The sequence below is a fragment of the Rhodococcus sp. ARP2 genome (assembly GCF_001029585.1).
In the GTDB taxonomy this organism is placed as follows: Bacteria; Actinomycetota; Actinomycetes; order Mycobacteriales; family Mycobacteriaceae; genus Rhodococcus_F; species Rhodococcus_F erythropolis.
Window position 1 is genome coordinate 13,124 of record NZ_LEKE01000001.1, and the last position, 22,645, is coordinate 35,768.

The 22,645-nt window shown below is 62.5% G+C and carries 23 protein-coding genes and 1 riboswitch; of the genes, 14 read left to right on the forward strand and 9 right to left on the reverse strand.

The features are described 5' to 3' along the window. Positions 1-4: 4 nt before the first annotated feature. Positions 5-1,423 (reverse strand): amidase, encoded by a 1,419-nt coding sequence (locus tag ABX74_RS00075; RefSeq protein WP_047887958.1) that lies wholly within the window; start codon positions 1,421-1,423, stop codon positions 5-7. A 329-nt stretch (positions 1,424-1,752) separates the two neighbouring features. Between ABX74_RS00075 and kdpF the strand changes: the two genes are divergently transcribed. Genes kdpF through ABX74_RS00105 form a run of 6 tightly spaced genes read left to right on the forward strand, consistent with a single transcriptional unit; the run spans position 1,753 to position 9,520 of the window. Continuing rightward, entirely contained in the window at positions 1,753-1,851 is a 99-nt protein-coding gene (gene kdpF, locus ABX74_RS00080; RefSeq protein WP_007731078.1) for a K(+)-transporting ATPase subunit F, read from the forward strand. After that, a complete protein-coding gene (gene kdpA, locus ABX74_RS00085; RefSeq protein ID WP_020969964.1) occupies positions 1,851-3,536 on the forward strand; it encodes a potassium-transporting ATPase subunit KdpA in 1,686 nt (561 codons plus the stop codon). The genes kdpF and kdpA overlap by 1 nt, the downstream gene beginning before the upstream one ends. Continuing rightward, a complete protein-coding gene (gene kdpB / locus ABX74_RS00090; RefSeq protein WP_047887959.1) occupies positions 3,533-5,638 on the forward strand; it encodes a potassium-transporting ATPase subunit KdpB in 2,106 nt (701 codons plus the stop codon). Before kdpA ends, kdpB begins: the two co-directional genes overlap by 4 nt. A 6-nt stretch (positions 5,639-5,644) precedes the next feature. Next, positions 5,645-6,295 (forward strand): potassium-transporting ATPase subunit C, encoded by a 651-nt coding sequence (locus ABX74_RS00095; protein ID WP_019749013.1) that lies wholly within the window; start codon positions 5,645-5,647, stop codon positions 6,293-6,295. 7 nt (positions 6,296-6,302) lie between these two features. Continuing rightward, positions 6,303-8,843, forward strand: a complete 2,541-nt coding sequence (locus ABX74_RS00100) for a sensor histidine kinase (protein WP_047888009.1) — start codon at positions 6,303-6,305, stop codon at positions 8,841-8,843. Continuing rightward, entirely contained in the window at positions 8,840-9,520 is a 681-nt protein-coding gene (locus ABX74_RS00105) for a response regulator (RefSeq protein ID WP_019749011.1), read from the forward strand. The genes ABX74_RS00100 and ABX74_RS00105 overlap by 4 nt, the downstream gene beginning before the upstream one ends. A gap of 23 nt (positions 9,521-9,543) precedes the next feature. Here ABX74_RS00105 and ABX74_RS00110 read toward each other — a convergent pair whose 3' ends face one another. Both ABX74_RS00110 and ABX74_RS00115 read right to left on the reverse strand, forming a co-directional pair. Then, a complete protein-coding gene (locus ABX74_RS00110) occupies positions 9,544-10,524 on the reverse strand; it encodes a zinc-binding alcohol dehydrogenase family protein (RefSeq protein ID WP_144419547.1) in 981 nt (326 codons plus the stop codon). After that, entirely contained in the window at positions 10,521-10,982 is a 462-nt protein-coding gene (locus ABX74_RS00115) for a MarR family winged helix-turn-helix transcriptional regulator (RefSeq protein WP_047887960.1), read from the reverse strand. Before ABX74_RS00115 ends, ABX74_RS00110 begins: the two co-directional genes overlap by 4 nt. A gap of 121 nt (positions 10,983-11,103) precedes the next feature. Between ABX74_RS00115 and dinB the strand changes: the two genes are divergently transcribed. After that, the gene (dinB, locus tag ABX74_RS00120; protein ID WP_082148432.1) at positions 11,104-12,402 is read left to right on the forward strand and encodes a DNA polymerase IV; all 1,299 of its coding nucleotides are present in this window, start codon (positions 11,104-11,106) and stop codon (positions 12,400-12,402) included. Here dinB and ABX74_RS00125 read toward each other — a convergent pair. Together ABX74_RS00125 and ABX74_RS00130 are read right to left on the reverse strand one after the other, a co-directional pair. Beyond that, on the reverse strand, positions 12,399-13,679 hold the full coding sequence (locus ABX74_RS00125) for an LLM class flavin-dependent oxidoreductase (RefSeq protein ID WP_047887961.1): 1,281 nt from the start codon (positions 13,677-13,679) through the stop codon (positions 12,399-12,401). The genes dinB and ABX74_RS00125 overlap by 4 nt on opposite strands. Beyond that, the gene (locus ABX74_RS00130) at positions 13,679-14,470 is read right to left on the reverse strand and encodes a 3-oxoacyl-ACP reductase (protein ID WP_029255640.1); all 792 of its coding nucleotides are present in this window, start codon (positions 14,468-14,470) and stop codon (positions 13,679-13,681) included. The genes ABX74_RS00125 and ABX74_RS00130 overlap by 1 nt, the downstream gene beginning before the upstream one ends. Continuing rightward, positions 14,461-14,554, reverse strand: a riboswitch (TPP riboswitch). Its footprint overlaps the gene before it by 10 nt. Positions 14,555-14,692: 138 nt before the next feature. Here ABX74_RS00130 and ABX74_RS00135 point away from each other — a divergent pair. Together ABX74_RS00135 and ABX74_RS00140 are read left to right on the forward strand one after the other, a co-directional pair. Then, on the forward strand, positions 14,693-15,133 hold the full coding sequence (locus ABX74_RS00135; protein ID WP_047888011.1) for a DoxX family protein: 441 nt from the start codon (positions 14,693-14,695) through the stop codon (positions 15,131-15,133). Positions 15,134-15,237: 104 nt separating this feature from the next. After that, complete coding sequence (locus ABX74_RS00140; protein WP_047887962.1) at positions 15,238-16,227, forward strand: AurF N-oxygenase family protein; 990 nt, start codon at positions 15,238-15,240, stop codon at positions 16,225-16,227. Here the strand turns inward: ABX74_RS00140 and ABX74_RS00145 are convergent. Continuing rightward, positions 16,224-16,973 (reverse strand): TetR/AcrR family transcriptional regulator, encoded by a 750-nt coding sequence (locus ABX74_RS00145; RefSeq protein WP_020969956.1) that lies wholly within the window; start codon positions 16,971-16,973, stop codon positions 16,224-16,226. The genes ABX74_RS00140 and ABX74_RS00145 overlap by 4 nt on opposite strands. Positions 16,974-17,069: 96 nt before the next feature. On the opposite strand from ABX74_RS00145, the gene recO reads away from it, so the two are divergent. The 3 genes from recO to ABX74_RS00160 are packed head-to-tail and all read left to right on the forward strand — an operon-like array spanning position 17,070 to position 19,079. Beyond that, positions 17,070-17,885: a DNA repair protein RecO gene (recO, locus tag ABX74_RS00150; protein ID WP_029255636.1), complete on the forward strand. Its 816-nt coding sequence runs from the start codon at positions 17,070-17,072 to the stop codon at positions 17,883-17,885. After that, the gene (locus ABX74_RS00155) at positions 17,842-18,660 is read left to right on the forward strand and encodes an isoprenyl transferase (protein ID WP_019749001.1); all 819 of its coding nucleotides are present in this window, start codon (positions 17,842-17,844) and stop codon (positions 18,658-18,660) included. Before recO ends, ABX74_RS00155 begins: the two co-directional genes overlap by 44 nt. After that, positions 18,657-19,079, forward strand: coding sequence for a YbjN domain-containing protein (locus ABX74_RS00160; RefSeq protein WP_019749000.1), 423 nt, complete (start codon positions 18,657-18,659; stop codon positions 19,077-19,079). The genes ABX74_RS00155 and ABX74_RS00160 overlap by 4 nt, the downstream gene beginning before the upstream one ends. Before the next feature lie 5 nt (positions 19,080-19,084). Here ABX74_RS00160 and ABX74_RS00165 read toward each other — a convergent pair whose 3' ends face one another. Next, the gene (locus ABX74_RS00165) at positions 19,085-19,516 is read right to left on the reverse strand and encodes a Fur family transcriptional regulator (protein ID WP_020908177.1); all 432 of its coding nucleotides are present in this window, start codon (positions 19,514-19,516) and stop codon (positions 19,085-19,087) included. An 11-nt stretch (positions 19,517-19,527) separates the two neighbouring features. Then, on the reverse strand, positions 19,528-19,911 hold the full coding sequence (locus tag ABX74_RS00170; RefSeq protein WP_003944457.1) for an ArsR/SmtB family transcription factor: 384 nt from the start codon (positions 19,909-19,911) through the stop codon (positions 19,528-19,530). A gap of 198 nt (positions 19,912-20,109) precedes the next feature. On the opposite strand from ABX74_RS00170, the gene ABX74_RS00175 reads away from it, so the two are divergent. After that, positions 20,110-21,501 carry a glycine--tRNA ligase gene (locus ABX74_RS00175; protein ID WP_003944491.1) on the forward strand — a complete coding sequence of 464 codons (1,392 nt, stop codon included), beginning with the start codon at positions 20,110-20,112 and terminating at the stop codon, positions 21,499-21,501. 92 nt (positions 21,502-21,593) lie between these two features. Further along, positions 21,594-22,175: a dihydrofolate reductase family protein gene (locus ABX74_RS00180; protein WP_029255634.1), complete on the forward strand. Its 582-nt coding sequence runs from the start codon at positions 21,594-21,596 to the stop codon at positions 22,173-22,175. On the opposite strand, the gene ABX74_RS00185 is transcribed toward ABX74_RS00180, so the two are convergent. Further along, a complete protein-coding gene (locus ABX74_RS00185) occupies positions 22,150-22,611 on the reverse strand; it encodes a MepB family protein (protein WP_020908175.1) in 462 nt (153 codons plus the stop codon). The genes ABX74_RS00180 and ABX74_RS00185 overlap by 26 nt on opposite strands. Positions 22,612-22,645 lie beyond the last annotated feature (34 nt).

Here is a 22,645-nt window from a genome sequence, read left to right on the forward strand (position 1 = left end):
CGGGTCACCACCACGGCTCGGGTCGGACCTGATCCCAACGCAGGACCGATTCCAATTGTGAAGCAAGGGAGACCAACAGAGGTTCGGTGTTCTCGTTGCCCATCAACTGCGCACCGATGGGCAGGCCGGCCTTGCTGAATCCGGCCGGCACGTTGACCGAGGGCCAGCCGAGGACGTTCCACGGCCACGCGTACGGGCAGGCGCCGGTCATGACCTTGTCAGTGTCCCAACCACCGATGCCGTCGATCGCGGTCGCCTTGATCGGTGGAGTTGCCGTCGTGGGTGCCAGGACGACGTCGTAGGTGTCGAAGATCGCTCCGATCCGCTTTCGCATCCGCGGTTCGGCCGCGCGGGCCGCGCGCAGTGGCGCACCACGAAGTAGCTTGCCGTTCTGTGCATTTCCGCGTGTTCGGGCATCGACCAGTGTCGGGTCGGGAACGCGTCCGAGCCAGTCGTGGACCCCGACGAGTGAGCGGGGCAGAAAGTTCAGGCCGAAGATCAGGCCGTATGCGGGATCGTCGACGACGACGTGGTGTCCGAGTTCCCGCAGCGTGTCGGCGATCGAATGCACGGCCAGGCGCACTTCCGGGTCCAGCTTCACAGGAGTGGCGGTGAACGGATTACGAAGGGAAAGAGCGATTTTCAGCTTTCCGGGGTCGCGTCCCACCGCGTCGCTGACGGTGACCGGTGTCGGCTTGTGGAGATCGCCGTCGTGGTTGCCGGCAGCGACGTCGAGCAGCAGTGCCGCGTCGGCGACGGTGCGAGCGAGCGGGCCGTTGACCGTCAGGCCGTAGAAGGCTTCGGCGTCGGGCCAGGTGGAGATGCGCCCGCGCTGCGGCTTGATTCCGACGAGGTTGGTCCAGGCCGCGGGGATTCGGATGGAACCGGCTCCATCGGAACCGATTCCGGCGCTGACTAATCCGGCAGCGACGGCCGCCGCGGTGCCGCCCGACGATCCGCCTGGAGTGTGGTGACGCGACCACGGATTGCGCGTGTAACCGAAGGCTGAACCGCTCGTGAGCGGCCACTGGCCCAGTTCCGGGCTGTTGGTCTTGCCCACGATTACTGCGCCGGCGTCGCGGAGGCGTCGAACCATCTCCGAGTCCTCGGTCTTGGCCGGGAAATCGCCAGGGCAACCGAAGGCGGTGGGTTCGCCGGTGATGTCGACATCGTCCTTCACTGCGATCGGCACGCCGAGAAGAGGTAGGCGCTCGCCGAGTGCGAGACGCCTGTCGGACTCGGCAGCTTCTTCGAGTGCCTTCTCGCGCCGCACGATCTTGAACGCATTGAGGTGAGGCTGAGTGGCCTCGATCCGGCTCAGCGTTGCCTCCGTGGCCGCGACGGACGAGGTAGCACCCGAAGCCAGACTCGCAACCTGGTCGACAAGGCCGGGGGCGAGATCGTGGTCGGTTCGAGAAGTCATCAGGTTCCCTTCGCAAAACTGTTCGTTCGAACGAACAGTAACTTGTTTCAGTATTAGCGAACTTGGGTTCCGCGTCAAGATCGCGTCAAGACGCCAGGTCAGTGCGTAAGTGGATCGTCAGAGACACGGAATCGGCCTCTCTGGAGGTCGAAGCTGAGAGAGCGCATCCGGTCGAGGGCGACCGAGCGTCATGGCTGCGATGCACAGCAGCACGGCAAAAGATTTCGAAGAGGGAAGCTCATGGCCGATCTGGCCTACGTTGCTCTGATTCTCGGTGGTTTTCTCGTGTGCGCGCTGGTGCTGCGCGCCCTACAGGCGAGCGCTCCCAAATGACGGTTGCCGGTGTGGTCAGCGTGGTTCTGATCGCCGTCGCCGCGGCATTGGTCATTTATCTGCTCGTTGCACTCGTAGATCCTGAGAGGTTCTGATGTCGCCCGCTCTTGCAGCCGGCCTGCAGATCGCTTTTGTCCTCGCCGTTCTGGCAATTGCCTACGTTCCGGTGGGCGACTACATGGCACGCGTTTACACGTCGACGCGAGATCTGCGGGTCGAGAGTGTGATCTACCGCGTCGGCCGGATCGACTCGCGGGCCGAGCAGACGTGGTACGGCTACGCCGCAAGCGTTCTCGGATTCTCGTTGGCGAGCGCATTGTTCTTGTACTTTCTCCAACGGATTCAGGGTGTACTACCGCTGAGTGACGGACTGTCCGGCGTCAGCCCTGCCGTTGCCTTCAACACCGCGATTTCCTTTGTGGCGAACACGAACTGGCAGTCGTACACACCGGAAACGACGATGAGCAACTTCGTTCAGCCCGTCGGCCTGGCGGTGCAGAACTTCGTCTCTGCCGCAGTCGGGATGGCGGTGGCCATCGCATTGGTTCGTGGCTTCATTCGGGTTGCCCGGGGCGGCGAAATCGGCAACTTCTGGGTCGATCTGACGCGTGGTTCTCTGCGCATCCTCCTCCCGTTCTCCTTCGTGATCGCCCTGATCCTGTTGAGCCAGGGAGTGATCCAGTCGTTCCACAGCGGTTTCGCCTCCACCGGCCTCGACGGCAATGCGGTGACCAATGCACTAGCTCCCGTCGCGTCCCAGGAAGCGATCAAGGAACTCGGCACGAACGGCGGCGGGATCTTGGCTGCCAACTCGGCGCACCCGTTCGAGAACCCCACCCCGCTGAGCAATATCGTCGAGATTCTGGCGATCCTGTTGATTCCGGTCTGCCTCACACGAACATTCGGAACTCTCGTCGGTGATCGTAGGCAAGGCCTCACCCTGCTCGCAGTGATGGGAATCCTGTGGAGCGGACTGCTCGCGGTGACGCTCGCTGCCGAATCCGGCGCACGCGGTGTTGCCGCCACAGCAGCTGGTTCGATGATGGAGGGCAAGGAAGTTCGCTTCGGAATCCCCGGATCGGCATTGTTCGCGGTGGCGACCACGGGAACGTCGACGGGTGCGGTGAACTCGGCCCACGACAGCATGTCGCCCCTCGGCGGCGGCGCGGTCCTGCTCAACATGTTGCTCGGCGAAATCGCGCCGGGCGGAGTCGGAACCGGCCTCTACGGGATTCTTGTGCTGGCGCTGATCGCAGTGTTCGTCGGCGGACTGTTGGTCGGTCGCACGCCCGAATACCTCGGCAAGAAGTTGGGCCGACGCGAGATAACCCTTGCGGCGCTGTCGATCCTGGTCATGCCCGCACTGGTCCTGATCGGTACCGCCATCACCGTGATCCTTGGTTCGACCACCGGTTATCAAGGCAACGGGGGAGATCCGGGCACGCCGGGATCGATCCACGGGTTCAGCGAGGTGCTCTACGCTTTCGCTTCCGCCTCGAACAACAACGGCAGCGCGTTCGGCGGTCTGACCGTCACTAGCGACTGGTTCCAGTCGTCCCTCGGAATCTGCATGCTCCTAGGCCGATTCCTGCCGATCATCTTCGTTCTCGCTCTGGCCGGTGCGCTGGCCTCTCAGAAGAAGGTGGCGCCGACGGCCGGCACCCTCCCCACATCCGGTCCGATGTTCACCGGCCTGTTGACCGGAACCGTCGTTCTTGTTGCTGCACTTACATTCTTCCCGGCCCTCGCGCTGGGCCCGCTAGCGGAGGCTCTTCAATGACCGTGCGTATCAGTGAGAAACCCGTGGTAGCGAAAGACGCTGCCGACAAGGTTGATCCAGGGCAGTCCCGTCAAGTACACGCAGGCGTATTCAACCCGCGGCAGATGATCACCGCGTTGCCGGGGGCCGTACGCAAACTCGATCCACGCCACTTGGCGCGTAACCCGGTCATGTTCGTGGTGTTCGTCGGTTCCGTCATCACCACCGTCATGGCGATCGCCGATCCCTCGGTGTTCTCCTGGGTGATCACCCTGTGGCTCTGGTTCACGGTGATCTTCGCGAACCTCGCCGAATCCGTGGCCGAAGGGCGAGGCAAGGCTCAGGCGGCCAGCCTGCGCAAGGTCAAGCAGGACACCACAGCACATCGGATCACGATGAGCGGCGCGATCGAATCGGTTTCCGGCACCGAACTGGTGGTCGGCGACCGGGTGATCGTGGTTGCCGGCGAGGTCATCCCCGGCGACGGCGACGTGGTCGAAGGTATTGCCTCCGTGGATGAATCGGCGATCACCGGTGAATCCGCCCCGGTAGTCCGTGAATCCGGTGGCGACCGCTGCGCCGTCACCGGTGGTACGACGGTTCTCTCCGACCGGATCGTCGTGGAAATCACCGCAGCACCGGGCAGTTCGTTCGTGGACCGGATGATCGCGCTCGTCGAAGGCGCCTCGCGTCAGAAGACACCCAACGAGATTGCGCTCAACATCCTGCTCGCGTCGTTGACGGTCATCTTCCTCCTCGCCGTCGTAGCCATCGGCCCGATGGGCTTGTACGCGGGGCACGAGCAGGATCCGATCAAGCTGATCGCACTCCTCGTCTGCCTGATCCCGACGACCATCGGAGCGCTGCTCTCGGCAATCGGTATCGCGGGCATGGACCGCCTCGTCCAGCGCAACGTTCTCGCGATGTCGGGGCGTGCCGTGGAAGCTGCGGGCGACATCGACACCCTGTTGATGGACAAGACCGGAACCATCACCTTCGGCAACCGCCGGGCGACCGCGCTCCACCCGGCACCCGGCGTATCCGCCGACGATCTTGCTGCGGCAGCGCGCTTGTCGAGCCTGGCTGACGGAACTCCCGAGGGACGGAGCATCGTCGAGTTGTGCGCAGCAGAGTTCTCTCTCGCGGCCGAACCGACGCTCGACGAGGAACGCGCCGAGTTCGTTCCCTTCACGGCACAAACGCGGATGAGCGGACTCGACCACTCCGGACGCCAAATCCGAAAGGGTGCAGCAGATGCGGTGATGCACTGGGTCGTCAGTGGCGGTGGACATGCAGAGACCGCGGTGACCGATACCGTGAACGACATCGCCCAAGCCGGCGGAACACCACTGGTAGTTGCCGTCAAGCACGGTGAGAGCACCTCGATCCTCGGCGTGATCGCGTTGTCCGACGTCGTCAAGCCGGGAATGGCTGACAGGTTCGCCGAACTCCGGGCGATGGGTATTCGCACGATCATGATCACCGGCGACAATCCGTTGACTGCGAAGGCGATTGCCGATGAGGCGGGCGTCGACGACTTCATGGCGGAGGCCACCCCGGAAGACAAACTGGCCCTGATCCGGAAGGAGCAGGAAGGCGGACGTCTCGTCGCGATGACCGGTGACGGGACCAATGATGCGCCCGCCCTTGCCCAGGCGGATGTCGGGGTCGCGATGAACACGGGAACCTCGGCAGCCAAAGAGGCCGGGAACATGGTCGATCTCGATTCCGATCCCACCAAGTTGATCGAGGTAGTGGAAATCGGCAAGCAATTGCTGATCACCCGCGGCGCCTTGACCACATTCTCGTTGGCGAACGACCTGGCGAAATACTTCGCAATCCTGCCGGCATTGTTCAGCGGCATCTACCCGCAGCTGGACGCGTTGAACATCATGCGGCTCGCCACCCCCGAATCGGCGATCGTCTCGGCCGTGATCTTCAACGCCTTGGTGATCATCGGGTTGATTCCGTTGGCGCTCAAGGGTGTTCGATACCGACCGTCGACAGCATCGCAGTTGCTCGGACGTAACCTGCTCGTCTACGGTCTCGGCGGTGTGATCACACCGTTCGTCGGTATCTGGTTGATCGATCTCGTCGTGCGTTTGATTCCTGGAATTGGGTGACCTGACATGCGTTTCACTATCGGTTTTGCCAAACAGGTATGGGCGGGTTTGCTCGTATTACTTGCACTCACGGTCGTTCTCGGTGTGATCTATCCCGCCGCGGTGTGGGGGGTCAGCCGGATCAGCTCCGGATCTGCCGAAGGCTCACCGGTCACTGATGCCGCCGGTTGCGTGGTCGGCAGTGCCTGGGTGGGTGTTGATCCGCAGGTTGCCGAAGGGCAGCAGGACCCGTTCTTCCACAACCGCGTTGTCGGATCCGTTTCGGACGAGGATCCTTTTGCCACCGGTGATCCCGCTGCGGCACTGCCGTCCAACCAGGGGCCGAGCAGCGAGATTCTGGCCGGATTCATCATCGAGCGCCGGGCAGCCATCGCGGCACGTGAGGGCGTCGACCCGGCATCGGTTCCCGTCGACGCAGTCACCGGTTCGGGCTCGGGTATCGATCCCCACATCAGTCCGGCGTACGCCGAGCTGCAGGTCGCGAGGGTGGCGGCGAACAACGGCATCTCGGAAGACCAGGTGCGGGACTTGGTGGCTGAGCACACCGACGGTCGGCAACTCGGATTTCTCGGAGCCGAGCGAGTCAACGTCCTGGAATTGAACCTGGCACTCGGATTGACGGCACCTACGTGTGCTGCGCCGACGACTGGTGGATGATTGTCACGTGAGTTCTTCGGAGAAGGTCGGTCAATCTTTCGGTAGGGCACGCAAACGTGGTGAATTGCGTATCTACCTCGGCGCTGCCCCCGGCGTCGGAAAGACCTTCGCGATGCTCGGTGAGGCTCATCGACGTCGAGATCGTGGCTGTGACGTGGTCGCGGCCGTTGTGGAGACACACGGCCGCGCCCGCACGGCGGCGCAGATCGGTGACCTCGAGATCATTCCGCCGAAGCTGGTGGACTATCGCGGAACACGGATGCCGGAACTGGACGTCGAGGCCGTGTTGGCTCGGCGGCCGGCCCTTGTCCTCGTGGACGAGTTGGCACACACCAACACGCCGGGGAGTAAGAATCACAAGCGCTGGCAGGACGTGCAGGAACTGCTCGAAGCCGGGATCGACGTCCTGTCCACGGTCAACGTGCAACACCTCGAAAGCCTCAACGACGTTGTCGCGCACATCACCGGCGTGGTTCAGCAGGAGACGGTTCCGGACGCGATAGTGCGTAGTGCGGCGCAGGTCGAGCTGGTCGACATCACTCCGGAGGCGCTGCGCCGCAGACTTTCTCACGGCAACGTATATTCGCCGGAGCGTGTCGATGCGGCATTGGGTAACTACTTCAGACGCGGAAACCTCACGGCGCTACGCGAACTGGCTCTACTGTGGGTGGCCGATCAGGTGGACGCCGCCCTGGCGAAGTACCGGGCCGAGAACAAGATCACCGATACCTGGGAGGCTCGCGAGCGTGTCGTCGTTGCCGTGACCGGGGGACCGGAGTCGGAAACGCTGGTACGACGCGCATCCCGTATCGCGTCGAAATCGAGTGCCGAGCTGATGGTGGTCCACGTCGTGCGCGGTGACGGACTCACCGGCGTCTCGGCTCCGGAGATGGGCAAGGTGCGCGCGTTGGCCGTCGGGGTCGGCGCCACGCTTCACACCGTTGTCGGTGACGACGTACCGTCGACGCTTCTCGAATTCGCCCGCGAGGAGAACGCCACACAGTTGGTTCTGGGAACGTCTCGACGTTCTCGGCTGGCGCGCATCCTCGACGAGGGGATCGGCGCCGCGGTGGTTCAGCAGTCCGGCGGCATCGACGTTCACATGGTCACCCATGAGGAAACGACCGTCCGTCGGCGGATCTCGTTGTTCGGCCGATCCGAGTACCGCTTGCTGTCGTGGATTGCGGCAGTGGTGGTTCCGACGGCCGCAGCCGGACTCATGGGTCTGATCGACCGGATCTCCGGCGTGCAGGGTGAAAACGCGTTGTTCTTCGTGGTGGTGGTTCTGGTCGCGCTGCTCGGTGGTGTCGGGCCGGCAATGCTGTCTGCTCTGCTATCGGGACTGCTGCTCAATTACTTCTTCACCGACCCCAGGTACAGCTTCACGATCGCCGAACCCGACAACTTCATCACGACGGTGGTGCTGCTGATAGTGGCTGTGGCAGTGGCCGTTCTGGTGGACGCGGCTGCCAAAAAGGCTCGGGAAGCGAAGCGTGCTTCGGAGGAAGCGGAACTTCTGACACTGTTTGCGGGGTCGGTTCTCCGCGGTGCTGACCTGTCCACGCTGCTCGAGAAAGCTCGCGAAATCTACCGTCAACGTGGGGTTTCGGTGGTGCATCATGAGGATGGCGTAGTCGCGGCCGTGGGTGCAGAACCGCCGGCACGTGAAGCTGACGCGGATTCCGTATGCGAGGTGAACGACGGCGAATACGCACTGATGCTGTCGGGGCCGGAGTTGAGTGCGCGTGATCGTCGGGTGTTGACCGTTGTCGCGCACCAGGCGGTCGGCATGATCCGTCAGGACAAGCTCACGGTCGAAGCGAGCAAGGCGGCTGCATTGACCGAGGCTGATCAACTGCGCCGAGCATTGCTTTCGGCTGTGAGCCATGACCTTCGGACACCGCTTGCCGGCGTGAAGGCTGCTGTGTCGAGCTTGCGCAGCGACGACATCGAGTTCTCACCTGAGGACACGGCAGAACTACTGGCCACCATCGAGGAGTCTGCGGATCAGTTGACCGCGCTGGTCGGCAACCTTCTTGATTCGTCCAGACTGGCTGCGGGAGTGGTCAAGCCGACGTTGCGGGCGGTGTACCTCGACGAAGTTGTTCACCGGGCGTTGCTTGGATTAGGCATCGGCGGCCGGTCGGACTCCCGGTCCAACAGTGTGATCGTCGACGTGGGTACTGTTGCCGTGCAGGCCGATCAGGGTTTGCTCGAGAGAGTGATCGCCAACCTCGTCGACAACGCATTGCGGTACGGCGGCACAACACCGGTGCGAGTGGGAGCAGCACGCGTCGGAGACCGCACCGTCATCACCGTCGCAGATACCGGCCCCGGTGTACCCCGTGGTGAAGCCGAATCGATGTTCGAGCCGTTTCAGCGAATGGGGGATCGCGACAACACGGGCGGAGTGGGCCTCGGGCTGTCCGTGGTGCGCGGATTTGTCGACGCGATGGGCGGAACGGTCAGTGCCACCGACACTCCGGGCGGTGGGTTGACGATGATGGTCGAACTGGCCGGTGCAGGAACGAATGGAAGCGAGTCATGAGCCGGATACTGGTTGTCGACGACGAACCGCAGATCTTGCGGGCACTACGCATCAACCTCACTGTGCGTGGATATGACGTGGTGACGGCGTCCACCGGAGCAGGGGCCTTGCGCGCTGCAGCGGAACGGCCGCCGGACGTGGTGATTCTCGATCTCGGACTGCCGGACATGGACGGCACCGAAGTACTTGCAGGCCTGCGTGGCTGGTGCACGGCGCCGGTCATCGTGCTGTCGGCGCGCACGGACTCCGCGGACAAGGTCGAGGCCCTCGATGCCGGTGCCGACGATTACGTCACCAAGCCCTTCGGGATGGACGAGTTTCTGGCCCGCGTGCGCGCAGCGGCGAGGCGTGGAACCTCGGCGGCCGACACCTCGGAACCGTCGGTCGAGACCGCGTCGTTCACGGTGGACTTGGCTGCCAAAACGGTGAGTCGGCGCGGTGAACAGGTGCACCTGACTCCGACCGAGTGGGGCATGCTCGAGATGCTTGTGCGCAACCGCGGAAAGCTGGTCGGGCAGAAGGAATTGCTTCGGGAGGTGTGGGGACCGGCTTACGACACCGAGACTCACTATCTGCGTGTCTACCTGGCTCAACTTCGTCGCAAGCTCGAGGACGACCCGGCCAACCCCAAGCATCTGATCACCGAGGCGGGGATGGGTTATCGATTCGTGGTGTGAGAAACCAGGTGTGAGAAACCAGGTCAGATCATCACCACCAATTTGCCACGAGCCGTACCGGCTTCCATCTTGGCATGCGCTTGCGCGATGTCCTCGAATGCGAACACCTCGTCGATCGGTACCACCGCCTCGCCTGACGCCACAGCGGAGAGGAAGTCTTGCAGTACGTCGGCAGGCAGGTCGGACGCGTCCCCGCCGTACGAGGTCAATCGCACTCCGCGTGGAATGTAGTCGATCGGATAGAAGTCCTTGACTGTCCACTCGTTGGACAACATGCCCGTGAAACACACGGTCCCGTGAACGCGAGTGGCGCGCAACGTGTCGGGAAGTGTTGGTGTTCCGACTAATTCGAGAGCCAGATCAACACCGTTCGGGAAAATGTCTCGCACCTGGCCTGCCACGGCACCGTCGTCGAGGACAACGTGGTCGACCCCGATCGCGGTCAACGATGACGTCTTGCTCGCATCGCGGGTGGTCGCAAGGACCGTGAGCCCCCACTGCTTCGCCAGGACTGCGGTTGCCATGCCGACCGAGGAGGTTCCGCCTCGAATCAGTAGGGACTGACCGGATTTCGCATCCAGTCCCACCGTCAGAGAGCCGTACGACGTCTGCAGCATCTCGGGAACAGCTCCCACTGTCGACCAGTCCAGGTTGCTGGAGAAGGGAACGACCTGGCTGACGGGAACGCACGTGTACTCGGCATATCCGCCGTCGAAGACTCGACCCATCCCGCCCATCATGGCGGCGACCTGCTGCCCTTCGGTCAACTCCCCGCCGGGGCAGTTCACCACTTCGCCGACGGCCTCGATGCCCAGCACCCTCGGGAACGTCACGCCTTCGGCGAGGCCGAGCCTGGTGTGCAGTTCGGATCGATTGAGGCCGAAGGCCTTCACACGGACCAGTACCCAGCCGGTGGTAGGCGCCGGTATGGGAATCTCCTTGATCGTCAATGCTTCTGGCGGGCCGGGGGCGTCGAGCACGATTGCGCGCATTGTGTCGGTCATGCTTTCTCCTTGGTGATGAGTGTCAGTCGGCGGTTGGCTTCGCGCAGCGTGGCCAGTGTGGCGCCGAACCGATCGAGAGCCTCGGGCGTCAGCACGGAACCGAGACGGCGTGCCAGTTCGTCGTCGAACGTGGCCTTCGCCCCCTGCAACAGGCCAATGCCGTCGGGGGTCAACGCGATGAGTGAGGATCGTTTGTCGGCGGGATTGGATTGTCGACGGCAGTGCCCCGAGGACTCGATCCGATCCACCAATTTGCTCGTGCCACCGACGGTGATCGCGAGGGCTTCGGCAATGTCGAAGACCCGACAGGAACCTAGCCTGTCGATGATCTGCATCGGCTCGAATCGACTCAGTGGCAGGTCGTGCTCGATTCGGAGTCGCTGGTCGACGGCCGTCCACAGTTCGGTTTCGAAGCGGACGAGGTTGTCGAAGTGACCGCTCAGGTCCGACCCCGTCATGAGCAGACCCCGAACCGATATGCATTCCGTGGAATCATTCTTTCACCGTACGCCCGATTCGTGATCAATTCCATGGAATCTATTTGCGGCCTTTCGTTGTGTCGGTGGCGCATGGGAACATATGTTCGTGTCGCATGAACCGTTGGATCGAGAAACGCCAGGTAATCACCCTGGCGGTGCTCGTTCTGGCGGTAATCATCCTGGGGGTAGTCGACCTACGGGTGACGCAACGATCCTCCATGCGGACCTCGATTCGTTCTACGCATCGGTCGAGCAACGTGACGACCCGACTCTGGCGGGCAGACCGGTCATCGTCGGCGGTGGCGTGGTCCTGGCGGCAAGCTACGAGGCCAAGGCATTCGGGGTTCGAACTGCGATGAGTGGTGGTCAGGCCCGATCACTGTGTCCCCAGGCAATCGTCGTTCCCCCGCGAATGTCGGCGTACTCGCAGGCGAGCAAAGACGTGTTCGACGTCTTTCACGACACGTCGCCGCTGGTCGAAGGAATCTCCATAGACGAGGCCTTTCTCGAGGTCGGCGGGCTCGCCAAAATCGTGGGAAACCCGCTGCAGATCGGGGCCAACCTCAGACGCGACGTGGCCGAGCAGGTCGGACTACCGATCACGGTCGGGATCGCACGCACCAAGTTCCTGGCCAAGGTCGCGAGTGCATTCGCGAAACCCGACGGATTGCTGCGAGTGCCGCCGGAGGGCGAGACCGAATTCCTGCATCCGTTGCCGGTCGAGAAGCTGTGGGGCGTCGGCAAGATCACGGCCCAGAAGTTGCGAAACTTCGACATCGTGACGGTGGGTGACATCGCTCGGCACGACGAATCCTCGATCGTCTCGATTCTCGGGGGCGGCGCCGGTCGCCATCTCTACGCGCTCTCGCACAATCGAGATCCGCGCCCCGTCCGCGCCTATCGTGGCCGCAGTTCGATGGGTGCTCAGCATGCGCTTGGTCGCGGATCCCATTCCCGCGCAGAACTCGATGCGTCGTTGATGTCCCTTGTCGATCGTGTCAGTCGACGCATGCGTTCGGCGCAGCGGACGGGACGCACGGTCACGCTCCGGCTTCGCTTTGCGGATTTCACGCGGGCAACTCGATCTCACACGCTGCGCCGGTCCACCGCCGACACAGCGGAATTGCTGAACGCCTCGATGGTGCTGCTGGACGAAGCGATACCGATGATCGCGGACAAGGGCATCACGTTGATCGGTGTCGCTGTCTCCAACCTGGATCGGGACGGCGCCGAACAACTCGAATTGCCCTTCGACGGTCCAGGATTCGCGGGTCCGGACACTGCCGCCCTCGACTCGGCGATGGACAGCGTCCGGAAGAAGTTCGGCTCGGCGGCTCTCACGAGGGGAGTGCTCCTGGGACGCGATCCGGACCTGTCGGTGCCGCTACTGCCGGACTAGGTGAGGTTTTCTCTCAGAGTCGCTCCCTCGTATTCGCGTCGGAACAACCCACGCGCCTGCAGCACTGGAATCACGTGATCGACAAAATCTTCCAGGCCCTGCGGATAGGTCGGCGGCATCAGATTGAAACCGTCGGCACCGCGGCCGTTCAACCAGGATTCCATCTCGTCGGCAATCGACTCCGGTGTGCCGATCATCGTTGCGTGGCCACCACCCGCAGCGAGCGTCCCGAGGAGTTCCCGCACAGTCGGTGCGTCCTTCTCGACGATCCGCAGAATAGTTGCGTAGCGTCCTTGCGGCCCGCTGAATGCTTCGAGTGGAGGCAACGGGGGCACGGGCCCGTCGAGGTCCCAGTCCTCGCAATCCTGTCCGGTGAACAACGAGAGTTGGCGTATCGACTGTTCGGTGGGCAGCAGGCGATCAAGTTCGGCCTTCTTGGCCCGTGCCTCGGCGACAGTACTTCCGACGTAGGTGACCAGCCCCGGCATGACGGCGACCGAGTTCGAATCCCGGCCGGCGCGCTCGATTCTCGACTTCACGTCCGCGTAGTAGCTCTGCGCGCTGGGTAGGTCGTAGGCAACCGAATAGATCGCCTCGGCGCGCTGCGCAGCCAGATCGCGACCCTGCTCGGACGCCCCGGCCTGAAACAAGACCGGCCTGCCCTGCGGGGATCGAGGAACCGTCAACGGGCCGTCGACACGAAAATGCTTGCCGTCGTGATCGATGCGAGAAATCTTGCCTGCGTCGGCAAAACGTCCCGCCCGGTCGAGGATCAGCGCGTCTTCCGACCACGAATCCCACAATGCGAGGGCCACTTCGACAAATTCGTCGGCTCGTTCATATCGGTATGCGTGATCGGGCATCGCCTCGAGTCCGTGGTTGCGCGCCTCCTGGTCGAACATCGAGGTCACGACGTTCCATCCGGCCCGTCCGCCGCTGATGTGGTCGAGCGATGCCAAAAGTCGTGCCGCGTGGAATGGCGTGTAAAAGGTCGTGGAGATGGTGGTGACCAGGCCGACGTTCGCCGTCGCTCGTGCCATGGCAGTCAACGCGGTGATCGGTTCGAGAAACCACGACGCACCAGACTCGGGTTCTCGAACACTGTGACCGTCAGCCAAGAAAACGGCGTCCAGCTTGCCGCGTTCGGCGATCTGCGCGAGCGACTCGTAATACGTGATGTCACCGAGACTTTCGACCGGTGAGTCGCGGTGTCGCCACGCCGCACTGTGATGCCCGCAACCGAGCAGGAACGCACCTATCCGTAGCTGTGCGCCCATCAGTTCTTGACGAGTCCGCCGTCGACAACCAGATTCTGGCCGGTCACGGCCCGCGACCATGGGGAGGCGAAAAAGAGTGCAGCGTCGGCAAATTCGTCCGGCGTCGTGACTCGGCGCAGGGGAGTGCTTGCCGCGATCATGTCGAACACGGCTTCCGGTGTCGCGGCACTCGCATCGGTGGTGCGGAGCAAGCCGCCGGAGACCATGTTGACTGTGATCCCGTCCGGACCGAGGTCGGCGGACAGCGTCCGTGTCAGTGCCAACAGTGCGGCCTTGGCAGCGGTGTAGTCGTGGTAAGGAACTACCGGATTCTGGACCAGATTGGTTCCGACAGTGATGATTCGGCCGAAGCCGAGTTCGCGCATGCCTGGTAGCGCTGCCTGGGTGGTATTGAGTGTTCCGGCAACAGCTCCGCGTAGTTGAGAGTCGAAGTCGGCCCAGGTGATCGTGTCCGCGTTCGGCCGGGCATCGCCGTTGAACGAGAAGTCGACCAGTGCATTGTCGACCACGGTCGAGATCGGTGCGTCGAACCTCTCGCGTGCAGCGGAGAACAACTGGTCGACGGAACTGCGGTCCGTCACGTCCGCCTGGACTGCGAAGGTGCGATCCTCACCCAGTTCGGCGACCAGGGCCTCGGCGGCATCGCGGCTCTTGTTGTAGTTCACGATTACGCGGGCGCCCGAGCGGGAGAATGCTCGGCTCAGTGCGGCGCCGAGCCCGCGGGCGCCACCGGTGATCAGAACGATCTGCTCGTCGAGGTTCAATGCGCGCTGAAATTGCTGTTCGGTCATGTCGACATCCCTCCGCCAGTGCTAACTGGTCAGGTTCATCGGGTCTGATCTCAGCCGACTTTTTCGGCACCCCGTGTCACCGTCCATCAGACCACGTGAGGTGAATCGTCCTGAACGCCGGGTGCGTAGTAACGGCCGGCGCGATGAGTTTTCGATCGCTCGGGAGTCGTAATTGCAAGCGAAGTGGCAACCGGCCGCTCGCCTTCGCCCCAGGAGATTCCGATGACCACCCAGCCCGTCCACAACGAAACTGTTTCCGGTAACGCCACGACGACGACACCTTCGGCCACGGCTCGCAAGGTCGGATACGTCCTGAGTGGGCTGTTCGTCGTTTTCATGCTCTTCGACGGCATCATTCACATTCTCAACCTTCAGACCGTCAAGGACGCCTCCGCCGAACTTGGGTTGCCGGACTCGCTGGCATTGACGGCCGGGGTGGTGCAACTGATCTGCCTTGCGCTGTACGTGATTCCGCGAACGTCGATACTCGGCGCGATTCTGCTCACCGGTTACCTGGGCGGAGCCGTGTTGACCAACCTTCGAGCGGAACAGCCTCTGCTGAGCACGACATTGTTTGCCGTCTACACCGGAATCGTCATGTGGGCGGGTCTGTATCTCCGAGACGAGAAGGTTCGCGAGATCATCCCGGTGCGGCGGTCCTGAAATCAGGCCTCTGAAGGGGTTGCGTGGGACGCGGTGTCCCATTATGTTTGACCTCATTCAAGTCCGTCGACTGCAATCGACGGACTGGCCGTGAGGAGACACCGATGGCTCGGTCAGCGTCGATCGAAGTGGAAAAGCCGTACCACCAGGTACTGCAGACTTTGTCCGAGGGCTCAGTTGCCCGCAGTTTCGATCCCTATCTCGACATCGACTGGGATTCACCAGAGTTCGCGATCGATCCGCATGATCCGAGGTGGGTACTCTCATCCGTGTCGGATCCGCTCGGAGCGACGCAGTGGTACCAGGATCAGTCGTTGGAGCGTCGAATCGCCATGGGAATGTGGCGTCAGGCGAATGTGACCAAGGTGGGTTCGGCATTCGAGAGCATCTTGATCCGGGGAATGCTGCAATACATCATGGCGCTACCCAACCAGTCGCCTGAGTTCCGGTACTGCCTGCATGAGATGACCGAAGAGTGCAATCACATCCAGATGTTCCAAGAGCTCGTCAATCGTATGGACATCGACGTACCGGGTATGCGTCCGATGTTCCGGCGGCTGTCGCCGATCATCGGAGTGCTGGGAGCAAAGTTCCCGGTCATCTTCTTCATCGGCATTCTGGCTGGTGAAGAACCGATCGACCACTTCCAAAAGGATCTCATCCGCGAGGGTAAGGACACGCCGCCGGCGATGCTCCGCACCATGGAGATTCACATCGCCGAAGAAGCGAGACACATCTCGTTTGCTCACGAGTTCCTGCGCAATCACGTCCCCAGACTCAGTCGTACGAGTCGAGCCATCACATCGGTCGCCTTCCCCGGCACGATGCGTTGGCTTGCGGGCGAAATCATGTCACCGCCAAAGGAATTCGCCGAAGAATTCGGAATCCCGGACGAGGTGATGAAGAGCGCCTTCTGGGGGAGCCCACATTCACGCCGCATCCTGGGTAACTACTTCGGTGAAATGCGAGCCCTGGCAGACGAACTCGGATTGATGAATCCGGTGTCGAAGCGTGCGTGGCGAAAGCTGCGCATCGACGGCGACTACGCCCGCTACCGCGGCGAGCCGAAGCGTTCCGACAAGACCCGGATCTAGTCCGGCCGCGAAGTTCCTCCGTCGGAGGACACCAGCTCGGCTATGAGCGTGGACAATTCGACATGGGGATCGATCTGTAGCCCGCTCGAGCGTGCAACGCCGTCGAACATGTACCAGGTGTATTTCGCGAGGTCGGCGACGATCTCTTCGCGGCTCGGTTTCGGATCGGTGCTTCGGACCCAGTGGGTGAGCGTGCCCTCGACCATTGTCACCACTGCGAACGGTAGTGAATCGAAGGGTGAGGAGTCGATCCCCACGGATCGACCGACTTCGGTGATAGTGGTGCGGGCCGAGTCGGCGATTGTCGCCTTCAGGCTGCTGATCGCGTCGATGCTCTCGTCGTCGTAGTCGGTGGGGCCGGTACCCATGAATTCGTGAATCCGCGGATGCTCGGTGATCCACTCGGCGACGGCGCTGATGGTTCGGGTCAGGATCTGGTCGAGAGTGCCTACCGAAATGCTCATCGACGCATCCAGGGCCGCCGCAAATTGGCCGAGCACAAAGGCTCGGACTCGTCGATCGAGGTCGTCTCGGCCGCTGAATTGTCGGTACACCACCGACTTGGCGAGGCCGGCACGGTCGGCGATCTGCTGGACGGACACCTCGGCACCTGCCGCGCGCTCTTCGATCAGTTCGACAGCCGAGGTGAGTATCCGTTTCTGACGCTCGGAGTTGTGTCGCTCCCACCGCGCTTCGCGACCGGTCAACTCTGTAGTGACGGGTTGCGCAATTGCGTCGCTCGGCATCGGGCCAGTCTATCCGGACGGACCCGCGGTATTTCCGACTTGTCATCGGGCGCGGCATCGGGATCGGTCGTCGGTACAACGTGGGACACTGGTCGAGTGAGGTTGTATCGAGACACGGCGGTGGTGCTGCGCCTGCACAAACTGGGCGAAGCCGACCACATCGTCACGTTGCTCACCCGTCAGTTCGGGTTGGTACGTGCCGTGGCCAAGGGTGTCCGCCGGACCACCTCCAAATTCGGTGCCAGACTCGAACCGTTTGCTCACATCGACGTGCAACTACTTCCGGGCAAGAATCTCGACATCATCACTCAGGTGCAGACGGTCGATGCATTCGCCACTGACATCGTCGACGACTACAGCCGCTACACCACGGCCTGCGCCGTACTCGAAACTGCCGAGCGGTTGGCCGGCGAGGAACGCGCGCCGGCCCCGCAGCTTCAGCGATTGACGGTGGGAGCACTGCGTGCGATCGCCGAGCAGGCGCGGCCGGTCGAGTTCGTGCTCGACGCGTTCTTGTTGCGAGCCATGGGGTACGCGGGTTGGGCGCCTGCCCTCGAAGAGTGCGCCCGCTGCAGCGCTCCGGGACCGCACCGTGCATTTCATGTCGCCGCAGGCGGAGCCGTCTGTACCTACTGCCGCCCGGCGGGTGCTGCGACGCCGTCGCCCGGAGTGCTCGACTTGATGGAAGCCCTGCTCCGAGGGGAGTGGGAGGGCACCGATTCGGCGCCCGCGACGCTGCGGACGCAAGCCAGCGGACTGGTCGCGGCACACCTGCAGTGGCATCTCGAGCGTCAATTGCGGACGTTGCCGCTGATCGAGCGTTCGAGGCCGCATGCAGCCGTCGAGGTCGACTTGCCCGTGAGGCAGGATGGAACCCGTGATTCGACGACGCGAACCGCGAACTCCGCTTGATCCTGCTGCTGAACGGGTGATCCGGCCACCGGACCCACATCCGTCCGGGGCGACCCCGCCGATCCTGCAAACCGAACTCATCCCGCGCCACGTCGCGTTGGTGATGGACGGCAACGGACGGTGGGCGCAGGAGCGCGGTCTGCCGCGAACCGCCGGGCACGAACGCGGTGAAGCTGTCCTGATGGATACCGTCTGCGGTTGCATCGAGATGGGTGTCGAGTGGCTCTCCGCCTACGCCTTCTCCACCGAGAACTGGAAGCGCAGTCCCGACGAGGTTCGATTCCTGATGGGCTTCAACCGTGACGTCATCCGCCGCCGACGCGACGAGATGAACGAAATGGGTGTGCGTGTTCGCTGGGCCGGTCGTAAGCCGCGCCTGTGGGCCAGTGTGATCAAGGAACTCGAGATCGCCGAAGAACTGACCAAGAACAACACAGTCATGAACTTGACCATGTGTGTGAATTACGGCGGGCGGGCCGAAATTGCCGATGCGGTAAAGGAAATCGCGAAGCGTGTCGCGGCCGGTGAGATCAATCCGGACAAGATCACCGAGGCGACGGTTGCCAAGTACCTCGACGAACCCGACATGCCCGACGTCGATCTCTTCCTGCGTCCGTCGGGGGAACAGCGGACGTCCAATTTCTTGATCTGGCAATCCGCCTACGCCGAAATGGTGTACCAGGAGAAGCTGTTTCCCGATTTCGACCGCCGCGATCTCTGGGCCGCCTGCGTCGAATACGCCTCACGCGACCGTAGATTCGGTGGCGTCAAATGACAGGGGAGAACATGACCGACACCACCGACGAAGCAGCCCGCCTACAAGAACGCGCGGCCGCCTCGCTGGCGCATTTCGTGACGGTCGATGTGGCTGCGGACGGCTCGCTTGGTTTCCAGTACTCCGGCGCGCTGTGCTCGATCCAGGCGATGAATTTGTCCGAGGGGCTGGACGTGCTGTCCATGACGTGTGTCCTCGCGTGGGACCGACCGGTCAGCGCGGCACTGCATCGCAAGGTGGCCGAGCGGAACCGGACCATCCAATTCGGTTCGATCGCGGTATTCGGCCACGGCAGTCTGGCGGACGTGATCCTGCGATACACGTTCCCGGCGGCCGGACTGGACGACGAGGCACTGACCACGATGTTGCTACTCGCGCTGACCGGCGCCGATACCGCGCGTCAGGGTTTGATTCCCTGACGCTGTCAGCTGGCGGCGCAGTCGCGGCAGGTGCCGAAGATCTCGACGGTGTGACTCACTTCGGTGAATCCGTTGTCCTCGGCGATGGTCTGTGACCACTGCTCGACCGTCGGGCCCTCGACCTCGACGGTGAATCCGCAGTTGCGGCACACCAGGTGATGGTGGTGTCCGGAGGAGCAGCGTCGGTAGACGGACTCACCTGTGTCGGTGCGCAGGACGTCGATGGTTCCGGCGTCGGACAGTGCCTGCAGCGTGCGGTAGACGGTGGTCAGGCCGATCCCTTCACCGCGCTTGCGCAGTTCGTCGTGCAGTTCCTGTGCCGACTTGAATTCGTCGATGTCGTCGAGCAGGGCGGAGATGGCGCTGCGCTGTTTCGTGGAACGAACGCCGACGGTGGCCGGTCCACGTTTCGAGGTCGTACTGCCCGGGGTGTTCATGCGGTGGAATCTCATCCTTCTTCGGCGTGGGCGACAGCGTCGACGACGATGTGTGCGAGGTGATCGTCGACGAGTCGATAGAGAACTTCTCGTCCGTTGCGTTCGCCGCGGACGACGCCCGCTGCTTTGAGAACGCGCAAATGCTGGCTGATGAGTGGCTGAGTGACACCGAGAGCGCCGACGAGTTCGTGAACGCAACGCTCCGACTCGTGGAGCTGAAGCACGATCGCGATGCGAACGGGTGCAGCCAGCGCCCGCAGAATTTCGCCGGCGGCCGCCAAAGTTTCCTTGGGCGGCACGGGCGCGGGGGGTGCGGCTTCGAACGGGTCGTGCGTGTGTCCGAGGTCGGAATGATCATGGCTTTTGTGGAGATCGCCGGTATCCGCAATGCTCACAGCGAGGCTCCTTCGAGGGGTAGATCATGATGTCCGGGCATAGCCATCTCACCACATTATTGCAAATCACTTTCATTTTGATATGCACAAGTATGCATGTCAACCTTGGACGGAAGTGCGTGGCAGCCGCCAGATAGGCTGATGGTGCGAAAAGCGCACGAAAATCATGCATCTATTACCCAGATGGAGAGCAATCGAGTGGCACCCAAGTCCAAGATCGAAGCCGTTGTCAATCTCGCCAAGCGGCGAGGCCTGGTCTACCCGTGCGGTGAGATCTACGGCGGTACCAAGTCCGCATGGGACTACGGCCCATTGGGTGTCGAGCTCAAGGAGAACATCAAGCGTCAGTGGTGGCGCAACATGGTCACCAGCCGCGAGGACGTCGTCGGCCTCGACTCCTCGGTGATCCTGCCCCGCGAGGTGTGGGTCGCATCCGGTCACGTCGGTGTCTTCAACGACCCGCTCGTCGAGTGCCTCAACTGTCACAAGCGTCACCGTCAGGATCACCTGCAGGAGGCGTACGCGGAGAAGAAGAAGCTCGACAACCCGGACGACGTCTCGATGGATGTCATCGGTTGCCCCGATTGCGGCACCGTCGGCCAGTGGACCGAGCCGCGCGACTTCAACATGATGCTCAAGACGTACCTCGGCCCTGTCGAGAGCGAAGAGGGCATGCACTACCTGCGCCCCGAGACCGCACAGGGCATCTTCGTCAACTTCGCCAACGTGCTGACCACCTCGCGTAAGAAGCCGCCGTTCGGCATCGGTCAGATCGGCAAGAGCTTCCGTAACGAGATCACCCCGGGCAACTTCATCTTCCGCACCCGCGAGTTCGAGCAGATGGAGATGGAATTCTTCGTCAAGCCGGGCGAGGACGAGCAGTGGCATCAGTACTGGATCGACTACCGCCTGGACTGGTACACCGGCCTCGGCATCAACAAGGACAACCTGCGGCTGTACGAGCATGCGCCGGAAAAGCTTTCGCACTACTCGAAGGGCACGACCGACATCGAGTACCGCTTCCACTTCCAGGGCAGCGAATGGGGCGAGCTCGAAGGTATCGCGAACCGTACCGACTTCGATCTCTCGACGCACTCCAAGCACTCGGGCACCGAGCTGAACTACTACGACCAGACGACGGGTGAGCGGTACACCCCGTACGTCATCGAGCCGGCGGCAGGCCTCACGCGTTCGCTGATGGCCTTCCTGGTCGACGCGTACACCGAGGACGAGGCTCCCAACTCCAAGGGCGGCGTCGACAAGCGCACGGTGCTGCGACTGGATCGTCGACTCGCTCCCGTCAAGGCCGCAGTGCTGCCGCTCTCGCGCAATGCGGATCTGACGCCGAAGGCAAAAGATCTTGCGGCGCAGTTGCGTCAGAACTGGAACGTCGAGTTCGACGACGCCGGTGCCATCGGTCGTCGTTACCGTCGCCAGGACGAGATCGGCACACCGTTCTGCATCACGGTCGACTTCGACACTCTCGAAGATCAGGCTGTGACGGTGCGTGAGCGTGACTCCATGGCGCAGGAACGCGTCGCCCTCGATCAGGTGGAAAGCTACCTGGCTGCGCGGCTGATCGGTTCCTGATTCGTTCGAAGCTGACGGGCGGTTCTTCTCATTCGAGAAGGACCGCCCGTTTTCTCTTTCCATGGTGGATCTTCAGGCGCAGGATCGAAGTTATGAGAAAACTCAGCGTGACCAACAGCGTGACTCTCGACGGTGTCATGCAGGCACCTGGCGGGCCGGACGAAGATCGTCGTGGCGGATTCGAGCACGGTGGATGGGCGGCACCCTTCAACGATTCCGTCATGGCACAGAAAATGGGGGAGGGGATGGCGAAGAAATCAGAGTTGCTCTTCGGACGCCGAACCTATGAGAACTTCGCCTCGTACTGGCCGTTTCAGACGGACAATCCGTTTACCGAGGTGCTCGACAACACGCAGAAGTACGTAGCGTCAAGGACTTTGGGTGAACCGCTGCCGTGGAAGAACTCGACTGTGTTGAAAGGCGATGCCGCCGACGCGGTCGCCGCGCTGAAGGAAAGCGATGGCCCGGATCTGGTGGTTCTGGGCAGTGGCGACCTGATCACGTCATTGGCCGAACGGCGTCTCGTCGACACCTACACTCTGCTGATTCATCCGCTGGTTCTCGGAACCGGGCGCAGATTGTTCCCCGACGGTGCTGCGCTCGCTCAGTTCACCCTCACCGAAAGTGTTCCTACGACAACAGGCGTCATCATCGCGACGTATCAGGTGAGTTGAATACATCAGGGAACTCGCCGAAATGCTGCTTCTGCCAGCGCTGGGTTCTGACGGCTTGCACACTGGTCGGCGTGACCCAGGGCGGATAGACCCGGATAGCGCGCTTGCCGCCCGAGAAGTTCGTCGACACGATGTCGTGTTCGACGAGAGTATCGGTGGGAAAGACGAAGTGACCCAGATGTTCTTCGTCGCAGACCTTCACCACAAACAGCGCGACGCCGTCGCTGGTGTCGAAGGGGCGGATGGGCCCGGCCTCGGAACGGCGCCACAGCGTGACGAACTGACCGAGCTTGGTCGGCGTCGTCTTGGCGGATCGATAGACGGAGGGAAGGCCGTTGACGGTCAGCGTGTGAGCGCCGTACTCAGCACCCTCGGACTCGGGAATCGGTGTGGACCAGGTAAATCCGTCGGCGTTCATCGGCACCGATGATGCCACGGACCACCGACAGCCTTCGTGGCGAAGGCCGTCG